Below are 12995 nucleotides of genomic sequence, written 5' to 3'. Positions count from 1 at the left end.
GTCCAAGCCCGGTTAGGCCTACGAGGGCACTCGCTACAGAGGCCACGAACGACGAGAATAGTGGCCAAATTGCGTATGACCGCGGGCGTCTCGAGCTGCTTTCTTTGCCTACTTTCTTTGCAGCAGCAAAGAAAGTAGGTGCCGCCCCGCACAGGGGCAACGCTAATAAACCGACACGAAACCGGGATCCGGCGAAACCCAGAGCTAGCGGCAATAAAGCGTCAAACGATGCCCGTCAGGTAATAGACCGTGATGACGAAGAACACAGCCAGCGTCTTGATGATCGTCACCGCGAAGATATCCTTGTACGATTCGCGATGAGTAAGCCCAGTCACCGCGAGCAGCGTAATAACGGCGCCGTTGTGCGGCAACGTATCCATGCCGCCGGAAGCCATCGCCACCACCCGATGCAGGACTTCAAGCGGAATATGCGCCGCCTGAGCACCGGCGATAAACGTATCGGACATCGCCGCGAGCGCGATACTCATGCCGCCCGACGCCGAGCCTGTGATCCCCGCCAGCGCGCTGACCGAAATGGCCGCATTGACGAGCGGATTCGGAATGCTCTTGAGCGCATCGCTGACCACGAGAAAGCCCGGCAATGCCGCGATCACGCCACCGAAGCCATATTCGGAAGCGGTATTCATCGCAGCAAGCAAGGCCCCGGCGACAGCCGCCCGCGTCCCCACAGCAAACCGCTCCTTCACACGCGAGAACGCCGTCAGCAACACCAGCACGATACCCATCAACAACGCACCTTCGACCGCCCAGATCGCAACCACGGTCTTGACCGCAGTCGTAACCGGCGCATGCACGCCCGGCAGCACTTCCGGCGGCACGGTATAGCTCGCGCCATACCACGTCGGAATCCACTTCGTCAGCGCGAAATTCGCCACGCCCACGAGAATCAGCGGCGCGATCGCGAGCAGCGGATTCGGCAGCGACGTCGATTCGACACGCTCCGGCTCGTTGACGAGCGACGTGCCGTAACCCTCACCCTTGGCCATCGCCGAGCGGCGGCGCCATTCGAGGAACGTCAGCCCCACCACGATGATGAACAGCGAGCCGATCACGCCGAGCCACGGCGCGGCCCAGCCGGTCGTCTTGAAGAACGTCGTCGGGATGATGTTCTGGATCTGCGGCGTGCCCGGCAGCGAATCCATCGTGAAGGAGAACGCGCCCAGCGCGATCGCGCCTGGCATCAGGCGCTTCGGAATATTGCTCTGGCGATACATCTCCGCCGCGAACGGATACACCGCGAATACGACGACGAACAGCGACACGCCGCCATAGGTGAGCAGCGCGCACACCGCGACGATCACCGCATTCACGCGCGACTTGCCGATGTATCGAATGGCCGCGGCAACGATCGACTCGGAGAAGCCCGACAGTTCGATGACCTTGCCGAACACCGCGCCAAGCAGGAACACCGGAAAGTAGAGCTTCACGAAGCCGACCATCTTCTCCATGAAGATGCCGGAAAAGACCGGCGCGACGGCGGCGGGATCGGTGAGCAGAACGGCCGCGAGGGCCGCGATCGGCGCAAAAAGAATGACGCTGTAACCGCGATACGCGGCAAGCATCAGGAACGCCAGGGCGGCGAGCACGATGAGGAACGACATTGAGTCTCCGTGAGTGGTTTGTTCTTTGAAACGTTCGCGCGCTTCTTCTGGAAGCGCTTCGGCGCGGGGTACGCACCGCGCGGGCGGAACGCAGGTTCCGTGCCAACACGTTGAAACCCATGCCGGACGGGCATCGGGCAATCATGCCACTAAAACGTTTCAACCGGATGTCTCGAAATGGAGACGCTGCGGTTGCGAGGAAAACCCGCGTATTCCTTTTGCAACCTAGTGCAGATGCGGATTGCCGGAGCGTCTCAGAATTGAGATATTCGGTCTCGAAAAAGAGAAAACGGAGACTCTGGCCTCATGCGCAACGATTGGATCAACGTGCCATTGGACTACAGCGACGTCATGCGCCGCGCGATGGAGTCGCTATTCAAGACCTTCGAGAATCTGAGCGAAGGCACGTTCATCGTCGATGCGGACGCGCGCGTCGTGTGGATCAACAAGCGCTACGCGGCGCGCTTCGGGTTCGACGATCCGCTCGACGCGATCGGCCTCGACTGCGAGACGGTGATTCCGAACAGCCTGATGCGCGAAGTCGTCGCGACAGGCAAGCCGATCCTGCTCGACGTGCTCGAAACGGACCGCGAGCCGCTCGTCGTCACGCGTCTGCCGCTCAAGGACGAATCGGGCGCGATCATCGGCGGGATCGGCTTCGCGCTCTTCGACGAAATGAAGGCGCTCACGCCGCTTTTCGCGCATTACTCGCGCGTGCAGCAGGAGCTGATCGCCACGCGTCAGTCGCTCGCGCAGGCGCGCCGCGCGAAGTACACGTTTTCGAGCTTCGTCGGCACCAGCCCGGCCAGTCTCGAAGTGAAGCGGCAGGCCCGGCGCGCCGCGCTCGTCGATTCGCCCGTGCTGCTGCTCGGCGAAACCGGCACCGGCAAGGAACTGCTCGCGCATTCGATCCACGGCGCATCGACGCGCGCGGGCAAGCCGCTCGTCACGGTGAACGTCGCGGCGATTCCGGACACGCTGCTCGAAGTCGAGTTCTTCGGCGCGGCGGCGGGCGCCTACACGGGTGCGGAGCGCAAGGGCCGCGTCGGCAAGTTCGAGCTGGCCGACGGCGGCACGCTCTTTCTCGATGAAATCGGCGACATGCCGCTGCCGCTTCAGGGCAAGCTGCTGCGCGTGCTGCAGGACAAGGAGTTCGAGCCGCTCGGCTCGAATCGCATCGTGCGCGCGGATGTGCGGATCATCGCGGCGACGTCCGCCGATCTGCCCGCGCTCGTCGCGTCGGGACGTTTTCGCGCGGATCTGTTCTATCGGCTGAACGTGCTGACGATTCACGCGCCGCCCTTGCGCGAACGCCTCGCGGATATCGAAGCGCTCGCCTACGCGATCCTCGAAGACCTGTCGGCCGATACGCGTCCGGGGCACGTCGGCCATTTCGTGCTGCACAAGGACGGCTTGCGGCTGCTTGAAGCGTATTGGTGGCCGGGCAACGTCCGCGAACTGCGCAACACGCTCGAGCGCGCGCTGATGCTTTCGGAGACAGAGCACATCGACGCCCGCGCGCTGAGCGCGTTCATCGATGCGGGGCGCGTCGCGATCGCGGCGCAGGCGGAACCGGTCGCGCAGGAAGGAGACGCTGCGCCGGACGTGTCGTACGCGGACGCGATGGCCGACTTCGAAAAGCGCTTTCTCTCCGATGCGCTGCGCGCAAGCGGCGGCCGCGTGGCCGATGCGGCGGAGAAAATCGGCATCGGGCGGGCGACGCTGTACAAGAAGATCGCCGCGCTCGGGATCGCCGTCTGAGGGCTTTTGCGAACAGAGCAAATCGACGCGAAAGCTTCGCGTGGCATACTCCCGAAATCGAAAATAACAACCAAGAATCAAGGGGTAGCGGATGAAAAGCGGGATGAAGCTCGGCAAGGCGACAGGCCTTTCAGTCATGCTTGTGGGCAGCGCGTGGGCGCTTGCCGGATGCAGCAGCGCGCCGCCGCTTTTCTCCAACGACGGACGTCCGACCCAGCAGATCCAGTGTCCCGCTTACGGCGGCTGGCGCAACTGCACGGACAACGCGAAAGCGCTTTGTCCGAGCGGCTACGACGTGCTCGATCAGTCGACCGAGAACAATCAGAACGCGCTGCTGATCGCCTGCAAGGGAAGCTAGCTGCGTGCCGGTCAGCCTTGCTGCGTCTCGCGCAGCATCGTGACGTCGTAACCTAGCGCGCGCGTGCGCTCGATCAGCGCGCGGCGCAACTCGGCCGACGGTTTCGCCTCGCGCGTCAGAATCCACAGATAGCGGCCGCTCGGTTCGCCGACGATCGACCACGTGTAATCGTCGGCGTGATCGAGAATCCAGTAGTCGCCGACATAGAATGGGCCGAAGAACGACACCTTCAGCTTGGACCCGTTCGATCCCGGGACGATCTTCGCGCGTCCTTCCGCCGACCGGTACGGGCCGCTCACGCCGCCTTGCCGGCACGCGTTCACGACCGACACGAGGCCGTCCTCACGACGCGCGTAGTTCGCCGTGACGGCTTCGCAATTGCGCTCGAAGCGGTTTTCATAGCGCGCGAACTCGTGCCAGTGACCGAGATAGCGATCGAGATCGACGGCCTTCGAAGGTTCCGGCACGTTGTCGTTGCCGCTCTTGCGCGCGCCATTCGATGCACATGCGGCCAGCGCTGCGATGCCGCCGATCAATGCCAGCGCGGCGGCGCCGTATGCCCAGGATCGTCCGATTTTCATGTTGCTTGCAGGGTGAGATATGCGAAGGAAGACGGATCAGCAAGCTTCGTTCCGTCCGCGGACGGCTCCCGAATTTGCTCACCTCTGGACGCGTTTCATGACGCGCGCGAGAACCGGCGCAAGGCGCAAGTGGCTGTCCTGACAGGGTTTTCTTTTGCAGGCGCAGAAGGAACGGCTGCTATCAACCGCACTCCCGAATCACCTCACCTTTATCCAAGTTCATCCGTCGGAGGCAACCCGGCGCGCCGCTCGCCGCTATTGGCGCGAGCCCACGCTACGTTGCGGCGCAACGAGCGCACGAAAATCTAATACGTTTAAGAACAAGGGCTTGCACTATTCACTTAACCATGTGACTGAGATCGCCATCTTGCTTCGCGATCCCGACGATTCACCGAAGAGTGAGCCGCTTGCGTATCGCGCGACTCACCGTCGCCTGACTCCCGGAACGTCTCACCTTTAGGCGCCGCTCAAGCTGCTGGGCGGCGCGGCGAGTCTCTGCGCGCTGGTCGCGCTCGGCCTCTTTCTCGGTGCGAAAGGCGAAGCGCGCGACTTCAGGACGACGAGCGCGCTCGTGAGCCTCAAGCTCGTCGCGCAGCCGCTTCTGACGTAGTGGCCGTCGAGCGCGATTCTGTTTTCGACGGTGATATCGCTCGTCACGGTCACGTTGTGCCTGACGATGATGCTCTGAGCACGCAAAAAAAAGCGCCCGGCGCGAGCGCGTCGGGCGCAACCACCTTCTGTTCGACGGTGGAGGAGGGCCAGTTCAGACTGCTGCCTCTGATTCTTCGACTAGGTTGATGCTTACCGCGAACTGCCGTCGTTGCGCATGTCGGTGCGAAGCTGCGCGTGCCGCTCCTGATACGGACGCAACTGCGGATAGCTCAGCGAATTGACGGCATCGAGATCGCCCGCGCTACGTGCGGTGGCGAGTTCCGCCTTCACTTCCGCGCGTGACTTTCCGGCGAACGTCGATTGGGCGAAAGCCGGCGCGGTTGCGAGAAGCGCGGACAGAACCAGACCGCCGATCAGCGTGTTTTTCATGGGAAACCTCCGGGATGCGTGTGCGTCGGGGCCGACGCTTGAGATGCAGTCTAGGAGGAATCCTATTGGGCAAAAATACCGATTGAGCCAACACATTGTTGTCGAGACTGGTTGAATGCTGGCCCGGCATGCCCAGTCCCGGCGCGCTCGACGCCACTTCCATGGGCGTCATGTTTCGTTTACGAATCAAAAACTAAACGGAATGGGACTTACCCTCGACTTATCCACAGATTCTGTGGATAACCATGGGGATAGCTCGCCGCGAGCCGCATGCAGCCGCGCCGTGAAGTAGTTTGCTCATTTCGTCGCAAAAATAGTCCGCGAAGCGTGAGCGAACATCGAAGACGATTTCCCTGCGTTGCGCCTATCATGTGCACGCGTGTCGTCTGAAGACGGCGCTTCCGGACAGGTCCATCGTCCGGGTCATCCACCTTTTCATCCTTTTCACGGGGGAAGATGTCATGGCTTTGAAGATCGCGGTGGTCGTTGGGAGCCTGCGGCGGGATTCATTCAACAAGCAGCTCGCGCATGCGCTTGCGTCGCTCGCGCCGGGCGATTTCTCCTTCGAATTTCTCGACATCGGCAGCCTGCCGCTCTACAGCCAGGACTACGACAGCGATTTCCCCGAAGTCGCGCGCGCGTTCAAACAGCAGATCGCCGATGCCGACGGCCTCCTGATCGTCACCCCGGAGTACAACCGCTCGATTCCCGGCGTGCTGAAGAACGCGCTCGACTGGGCCTCGCGTCCGTGGGGGCAGAGCGTGTGGGGCGGCAAGCCGGGCGCGATCATCGGGACTTCGGTCGGGGCGATCGGCACGGCGATCGCGCAGTCGCATCTGCGCGGCGTGTGCGCGTATCTCGACATCGCGTTGATGAATCAGCCCGAGATGTATATCAAGCACGACGAAAGCCGAATCGATGCGAGCGGCAAGATCGTGAGCGAGGACACGCGTAAATATTTGCAGGGTTTCATGGACAAATACGTCGCGTGGGTGCGCGACAGGGCCGCATAAGCACGCTCCACACAAAAAAACGGCCCGCGCGAGCGGGCCGTAATCGTTGAACGCTGTCCGACGGGAAATCAGACGTGATGATGCCCCGTCACGCGATCCCAGCCGTGGCGGATCGCCGCCTTGAAGCGTTCCCACGTATCGCCTTCGGGGTGCTTGCTCTCCCAGTCGCGGCGTGTCTCGTACTCCATCTGATCGTCCCACGCGCGGCTGCGATAGCGGTCGTCGTCGCCGAGCGTCGCGCCGTATCGATAGGCGCCCTGATAGTCCTCGTAAGGCGCGCCCGTGGCCGAATACTTCGAATCGTAATCGGCGCGGAAGTCCTCTTCGTACTCCATGTACTCGTTGGGCACCGTTTGCGGACCGGCGCCCGGCACGGGTCCGACCGGCCCGGCCGCCTGCGTCCCCGCCGAAGCGACGACCGGATCGGGCGACGAACCCATCGCGCGCGTCGCGCCCGGCTGAGAAGGCGCAGCCGGTTCGTCGAGCGGGCCGAGCGGCTCGACCGAACGCCATTCCGACGCCGTATCGGTACGCACGCCCGGCAACGGATCACGGCCCATCAGCGCATCGCGCTCGGACAGCGAACCGGCCGCGAGCGGATCGACGCCGGTCGTCGCGTACGGATCGCGGCCCGTCACCGGGTCGCGTCCGGCGAGCGGGTCGCGCGCGGCGCGTTCGGCGTCGCTCATCATCGATTGAGTCTGCGACAGCGGCGATTGCGACTGCGATTGCATCCCGCCACGCGGCATCAGCACGTCGTCGGCCGGGTCGCTGACGTAGTCGCGCGGCGTCACCGCGGCCGGGTCGCCGAGATCGGCACGCGGATAAGCCCGCGCGCGCGTCGCCGCCATGTCCGGATCGTTCACCGGCTCGCGTCCCGGCACGCCGCTGCCGCGTCCGAGACCGAGTTCATCCAGCACCGAATGATCGCGGTCATCGGCGGCGGTGGCTTCGGGCATGCCGTGTTCGAGCGTCGTCCAGCTCGCCGCGCGTTCGTCGATATCGATCGCGCCCTGGTCGGACAGCGTCGCGCGCACGATGTCGGCCTGCTCGACGCTCGGCGTATCGACCGCCACGAGCACCGCGCCGCGCCGCACGGCCTCCGAATAATGCGCGACTTCGGGCGGCTGATCGCGTCCGCCGAAAAGCATGCTGAAAAAGCGTTCGATGTTGGCGAGCATGCCCGGCTCGCGATGCGTTTCGGCATCGGGCATGTCGGACGGCGCGGCGGCGTCGTCGCGCTTCGGGTTGGCCTGCAGTTCGATATCCGCGCGCGGGAAGCCTGCCGCGAGCAAGGCCGCGCGCGCGTCCTCTGCTTGCGCATAGGTGTCGAAAACTCCGATGACGGTGTGTCGCATTTACGCCTCCTGCGGATGGGCGGAATTCCGGAATCGGCGAAAGTAAGTCGCCGCACGTGCCGTCGATTACGCAACTCGCGTGCCGGATGCGCGCGAGCGGCGCGGGCAGGAAGACAGAGGGAGAGACGCGCGCCGCTTTTACAACGGCGCGTACAAAAAACGAAGACGTTGCGCGGAATTCAACGATCGACGGACGGCGTCGCGCCCGTTTTCCCCGCTTCGCGCATGCGCTCGCGGATGGCGCGCAGCAGCGAGTCGAGCAGCGCGATGTCGAATGGCTTCGACAGCACGCGCGCGCCGACCTGCCGCGCGCGGTCCAGCTCTTCTGCGTAGCCCGTGACGAGAATCACCGGAACGTGCGGATCGAAGCGTTGCAGCATCTCGGCGAGATCGATGCCGTTCATCTGCCCCGGCATGTGGATGTCTGAGAGCACGACGTCGAACGGGAAATCGGCCGGGACTTCGGTGCGTGCGGCTTCGAGCACGGTGGCGGCGGCATCGGCGTTGAAGACGTAGGTGACGCGGTGGCCCATCATCGTGAGCAACGCCTCGGTGCCCGCGGCGACTTCTTCGTTGTCTTCGACCAGCAGCACGCGCAGGCCGTCCGCTTCCTGCTCCGTGGTGCGTTGTTCCGCCGGGGCCGCGCCCGGCGCGAGCGCATCCGCGCGCGGCAGATAGAGGCGCACGGCGGTCCCCGCGCCGATCGCGCTGTCGATCGTAGCGAGCCCGCCCGCGCGCTCGCAGAACGCGAAGACCTGCGGCAGGCCGAGACCCGTGCCCATGCCTTTCGGCTTGGTCGTGAAGAGCGGCTCGAACGCGCGCCCGAGCACGTCGGAACTCATGCCGAAGCCGTTGTCCTCCAGCGTGATCTGCACGAATTCGCCGGTGATCGGAAAGCCGTCCTCGTGACGAAAGCGCACGTTGTCGGCGCGCACGGTGAAGGTGCCGCCGTTGGGCATCGCGTCGCGCGCGTTCACCGCCACGTTGATGAGCGCAAGCTCCAGCTCCGCCGGATCGACGCGGATCGCCCACACGTCCGCCGCTACCTCGACGTTGAGCGCCACTTTCGCCCCGAGCGATGCGCGCAGCAACTCGCGCCCCGCCGGCACCCATTTGCCGATGCCGATGGTCTCGCTGCGCAACGGCTGCTTGCGCGCGACGCCGAGCAGTTGCCGCGTCAGCGACTGGCCGCTCTTCAGCGCGCGCTCCATCGCGGACAGCTCGCGGTCGAGGCCGGCCGCGCCGCGCCGCCGCGCGATCTGCACGTTGGTCGAGACGATCATCAGCAGATTGTTGAAATCATGCGCGACGCTGCCGACGAGATTGCCGAGCGCCTCCATCTTGCGCGCCTGCCGGTAGGCGGATTCGATCGAGCGGCGCATCGACGCCTCGGCCTGCCAGCGCTCCCATGCTTCCTGTTCCGTCGCGAGCCGCCGCAGCGACTGGCCGATGACCGCCCACAGCACGACGCACGGCGCGAAGATGGAGAGCGCGAGCACGCTCAGATGCCGCCACCACGCGGCCCAGATCGTCGCGATCGGATAGCCGCTCGATACGTAGATCGGATACGTGCCGACGCGCCGGAACGCGACGATCTTCAATTGATTGTCGAGCCCGGAGACCATCTTCACGACGCCGCTCCTGCGTCCCGCGACATACGCGTCGCGCAGCGGCGAGCTGGCCGCGAGCGCCATGCGGTCGGCCGGGCGCGGCGGAAACCACGCGAGCACTTCGCCGTCCGAGCGCGAGAGGCCGAGCGAAACGCTCGGGTTGTCGCCGATCAGCTCGCGATAGAACGCGCCGAAATACGACGGCCGCAGCGCGATGGACACGATGCCGTCGAACTTGCCCGCGGGCGTCAGGCGCGCGACCGCCGTATTGAAGACCTGCTCGCCGGCCACGCGGCCGATCATCACGCGGGAAATCTGCTCGATCTGCTGACCCGCGCGCAGCCCGCCGAAGTCCTCGCGGTTCGCAACGGAGATATCGGGCGTCGGCCAGACGCGGCTGGTCGCGAGCAGCCTGCCGTCGGGGCCGAACACCGAAGCTGCTGCGACCTGCTGGTAGGTCGTGCTGATCGCCTTGAGGCGTTGGTGAATGGTCGCGCTCTCGCGAAGGATCGCGTCGGCGTCGAGATCGTCGAGCAGATCGACGATGCGCTCGTTCAGCGTGACGTTGAGATCGAAGACCTTGAGCGCGTGCTCCTCGGCGACGCGGGCATTGCGCGCGACGATCTCGGAGGCATCGGCGACGCGCGCGTGGTAATCGGTAAAGGCGGTAATGGCGACGTACACGCACGGCAGCACGATCGCGGCGACGAGAAGCGCGTAAAGCGTCAGGCGCTGCGCGGCGAAATTGCGCTCGGGAACCACCGGATACGGCGGTTCTTCCTGCCATGATTGCGCGGCGGATTCGGCGTCGGACTCCTCACGTTGCAGCGACATTTTTGGCAGCGAATTGGAAAACTTACTCGACGTTCGCGCCATTGGTACGCTGCGGCGCTCGTTCGTGGGCCGCCCATCGGGCGCGAGTGGTGTAACCGCAAGTAGAACGCAGGAAGCATGCCGGTCGGTTCCTTGCAGCGCGCGCGGCATTCGAGGAAAACCTCTGACGCCGCGCACAGTTAGCGAGATTATCGGTAGCGCAAACGTACACAAAAGGATGACAACGTATCACACCGGAAGACTCCGAGTGAAATCCACCTCGTTGCGCTCCCGTTTCGTCAGATTAATTCTGGCTTTGCACTTTGGCGAGTTGCTTTGACATTCTGATAGTCAGACAATGCAATCCTCCGCTGTACGCGCCGCCAGAGCGCGCGCCGGAGATAACAAGCAGCCTCACGGCGCGCAACGGGGAAGCAGTACGGCCTGCAGGCGAACACGCCGGCGGCAGCGCGACCGTTCGAGGAGAGGAAGGCCACGATCCGGCAGGTCCGGATCACGCAGGGGGCAGGCAACATGATGCCGGTCGGAAGCCAACATCTGATCACGCAGCGGACGCCCGCCGCCTGGCGCGCGCATGTCCGCCGGCGGCGCGCGTGGCTCATCGCCGCCGAACTGGATCTGCGACAGCGTCCGCAGTTTCGCCGGACCCGCGCGCTCACACCGATCTCGCCGTAAAGATCGCCATAAAGATTGCCGCGCGGATGCCGTAATCACATGCGAGAGCATGCCGTGTGTGCGGCTCGACCGTGCCCAGCCCAAAACCGCCCAAGAGATCCTGCCGACCATGCCGTTGCCGATTGTCATTGCCGATGATTCCCTGCTCGCGCGCAAGGTGCTGACGCGCGCGCTGCCCCCGGACTGGGACGTCGAGATCTCCTACGCCACCAACGGGCGCGAGGCGCTCGACCATTACCGGGCGGGCCGCGCGTCGGTCATGTTTCTCGATCTCACGATGCCCGACATGACGGGCTATCAGGTGCTCGACGCGTTGCAGCACGAGGACCTGAACACCTTCGTGATCGTCGTGTCCGCCGATGTGCAGCCGATGGCCCAGCAACGGGTCCGCGCGCTCGGCGCGATCGCGTTTCTGCCGAAGCCGGTGACGCCCGAAGCGCTGCGTCCCGTATTGAAGGAGTACGGACTCCATGGTTGATGCCGCACTGAACGAAGACCAGCGCGACGCGCTGCAGGAAGTCGCCAATATGGCGATGGGCCAGGCCGCGACGCGCCTGTCGAAGCTGCTCGGCACGTTCATCGAGCTGTCGGTGCCGCGCGTGCGCGTGGTGAGCGTGGCCGAGGCGTCCGCCGCGCTCTCCGAAATGACCGGCATCACCGATACCGTCACGGCCGTGCGCCAGGGCTTTCGCTCGGATATCAAGGGCGAGGCGATCGTGCTGTGCAAGAGCGGCAGCGTCGACCAGTTGTGCGCGCTCGTCGACGATCCGTACACCAAATCCACCTATGAAACGACGACGCGCACCGAGCTCGTGTTCGACGTCGCCACCGTGCTGATGGGCGCGTGCGTGTCGTGCATTCTCGACCGCCTCGGCCGCTCGCCGATCTTTTCGCCGCCGGGCATGCTCGGCATGGAAATCGGGCTCGACGATGTCTTCCAGCCCGCGATGCTCGCCTGGAAGACCGCGCTGCTGCTCGAAGTGAATTTCGCGCTCGAAGACCACAGCTTCCGCGCCCACCTCGTGATGCTGATGGCCGAAGACGCCATCGCGCATCTGAACGAAGCGCTCGACGCGCTTCTCTCGAGCCTCTGAACGGGACGCCATCGTGAGCATGGACGAACTGCGGCACGCGCTCTCCGAACTCGTGATCGAGCGCGTCGGCTTCGGCATCTTCGTGCTCGATCGCGACCTGAACGTGCTGATGTGGAACCGCTTCATGCAGGACCACAGCGGCAAGACGGCCGAGCAGGTGACGGGCAAGTCCATCTTCGCGAGCTTTCCGGAACTGCCGCGCGTGTGGCTCACGCGCAAGATCGAAAGCGTGTTCCAGCTCGGCAGCTTCGCATTCAGCTCGTGGGAGCAGCGCCCGTATCTCTTCAAGTTCGACCATGACCGGCCGATCACCGGCGGCGTCGACTTCATGCAGCAGGACTGCACCTTCATGCCGCTCACGCTGGAGCGCGAGGTGCGCGCCGTGTGCGTGACGATTTCCGACGCGACGCACGCGAGCATGATGCAGCGCGCCCGCGACGAAGCCGTGGCCAAGCTGCAGGAGTTCGCCGACCGCGACGGCCTGACCGGCATCGCGAACCGGCGCTATTTCGAGCTGCGCCTGCGCGACGAATTTTCACGATGGCAGCGCTACGGCGGCGAGCTGTCGATGCTGCTGTTCGATCTCGACCACTTCAAGCGCATCAACGACGATCTCGGCCATCTCGTCGGCGATACGGTGTTGCGCGTGATGGCCGAGCGTGTCGCGAAGAGCGTGCGCGTGCAGGACGTGTTCGGGCGCTTCGGCGGCGAGGAATTCGCGCTGCTGCTGCCGTGCACGCCTTTCGAGGACGCGATGATCGTCGCCGAGAAAGTGCGCCGCGCGATCTGCGAGACGCCCATCGACGTGCAGGGCGCGCCCGTGCCGATCACGGCGAGCGTGGGCGTGGCGCGGGCGCGCACGGATGTGACGTCGTCTTACGAGGCGCTCATCAACGAAGCCGATGCGGCGCTCTACACGGCCAAGCGCGAGGGGCGCAATCGGGCGGTCGGGTTCGCCTGAACCTTCGCCCGGCGCGCCGCGCCCCGGCCCGCGCGTCCCGTGCGGCTTAGGCGCAATCAGGCAAAGAATTGATATACTCTTTGCCGC

12 protein-coding genes are annotated in these 12995 nt (G+C 64.6%); 7 read left to right on the top strand and 5 right to left on the bottom strand.

Going from position 1 to position 12995, the window contains the following annotated elements; genetic code table 11:
- Nucleotides 1-221: 221 nt before the first annotated feature.
- Entirely contained in the window at nt 222-1622 is a 1401-nt protein-coding gene (locus NK8_RS21305) for a GntP family permease (protein WP_162068014.1), read from the bottom strand.
- 306 nt (nt 1623-1928) lie between these two features.
- On the opposite strand from NK8_RS21305, the gene NK8_RS21300 reads away from it, so the two are divergent.
- The gene (locus tag NK8_RS21300; RefSeq protein ID WP_213229527.1) at nt 1929-3383 is read left to right on the top strand and encodes a sigma-54-dependent Fis family transcriptional regulator; all 1455 of its coding nucleotides are present in this window, start codon (nt 1929-1931) and stop codon (nt 3381-3383) included.
- Nucleotides 3384-3486: 103 nt separating this feature from the next.
- The gene (locus NK8_RS21295) at nt 3487-3741 is read left to right on the top strand and encodes a hypothetical protein (protein ID WP_225936299.1); all 255 of its coding nucleotides are present in this window, start codon (nt 3487-3489) and stop codon (nt 3739-3741) included.
- An 11-nt stretch (nt 3742-3752) separates the two neighbouring features.
- Here NK8_RS21295 and NK8_RS21290 read toward each other — a convergent pair whose 3' ends face one another.
- Both NK8_RS21290 and NK8_RS21285 read right to left on the bottom strand, forming a co-directional pair.
- Entirely contained in the window at nt 3753-4322 is a 570-nt protein-coding gene (locus tag NK8_RS21290) for a lipocalin family protein (RefSeq protein WP_213229525.1), read from the bottom strand.
- Between the two features lie 801 nt (nt 4323-5123).
- Nucleotides 5124-5363, bottom strand: a complete 240-nt coding sequence (locus NK8_RS21285; protein WP_162068011.1) for a DUF4148 domain-containing protein — start codon at nt 5361-5363, stop codon at nt 5124-5126.
- Nucleotides 5364-5824: 461 nt separating this feature from the next.
- Here NK8_RS21285 and NK8_RS21280 point away from each other — a divergent pair, with 461 nt between their 5' ends.
- The gene (locus NK8_RS21280) at nt 5825-6376 is read left to right on the top strand and encodes an NADPH-dependent FMN reductase (RefSeq protein WP_213229523.1); all 552 of its coding nucleotides are present in this window, start codon (nt 5825-5827) and stop codon (nt 6374-6376) included.
- A 68-nt stretch (nt 6377-6444) separates the two neighbouring features.
- On the opposite strand, the gene NK8_RS21275 is transcribed toward NK8_RS21280, so the two are convergent.
- Together NK8_RS21275 and NK8_RS21270 are read right to left on the bottom strand one after the other, a co-directional pair.
- Nucleotides 6445-7734 carry a hypothetical protein gene (locus NK8_RS21275; protein WP_213229521.1) on the bottom strand — a complete coding sequence of 430 codons (1290 nt, stop codon included), beginning with the start codon at nt 7732-7734 and terminating at the stop codon, nt 6445-6447.
- A 179-nt stretch (nt 7735-7913) separates the two neighbouring features.
- Entirely contained in the window at nt 7914-10178 is a 2265-nt protein-coding gene (locus NK8_RS21270) for a hybrid sensor histidine kinase/response regulator (protein WP_213229519.1), read from the bottom strand.
- Between the two features lie 513 nt (nt 10179-10691).
- On the opposite strand from NK8_RS21270, the gene NK8_RS21265 reads away from it, so the two are divergent.
- From NK8_RS21265 to NK8_RS21250, 4 genes are all read left to right on the top strand, one after another.
- Nucleotides 10692-10853, top strand: coding sequence for a hypothetical protein (locus tag NK8_RS21265; protein ID WP_162068007.1), 162 nt, complete (start codon nt 10692-10694; stop codon nt 10851-10853).
- A 109-nt stretch (nt 10854-10962) separates the two neighbouring features.
- A complete protein-coding gene (locus NK8_RS21260) occupies nt 10963-11331 on the top strand; it encodes a response regulator (protein WP_162068006.1) in 369 nt (122 codons plus the stop codon).
- A complete protein-coding gene (locus NK8_RS21255; RefSeq protein WP_061175042.1) occupies nt 11324-11947 on the top strand; it encodes a chemotaxis protein CheC in 624 nt (207 codons plus the stop codon). The genes NK8_RS21260 and NK8_RS21255 overlap by 8 nt, the downstream gene beginning before the upstream one ends.
- A 19-nt stretch (nt 11948-11966) precedes the next feature.
- On the top strand, nt 11967-12908 hold the full coding sequence (locus NK8_RS21250; RefSeq protein ID WP_213230484.1) for a GGDEF domain-containing protein: 942 nt from the start codon (nt 11967-11969) through the stop codon (nt 12906-12908).
- The last annotated feature ends 87 nt before the right edge of the window (nt 12909-12995 follow it).

Origin of the sequence: Caballeronia sp. NK8 (assembly GCF_018408855.1) — a bacterium.
Taxonomy (GTDB): Bacteria; Pseudomonadota; Gammaproteobacteria; order Burkholderiales; family Burkholderiaceae; genus Caballeronia.
Note: the sequence above shows the minus strand (reverse complement) of the source record. Positions and strands in the feature narration are given on the sequence as shown.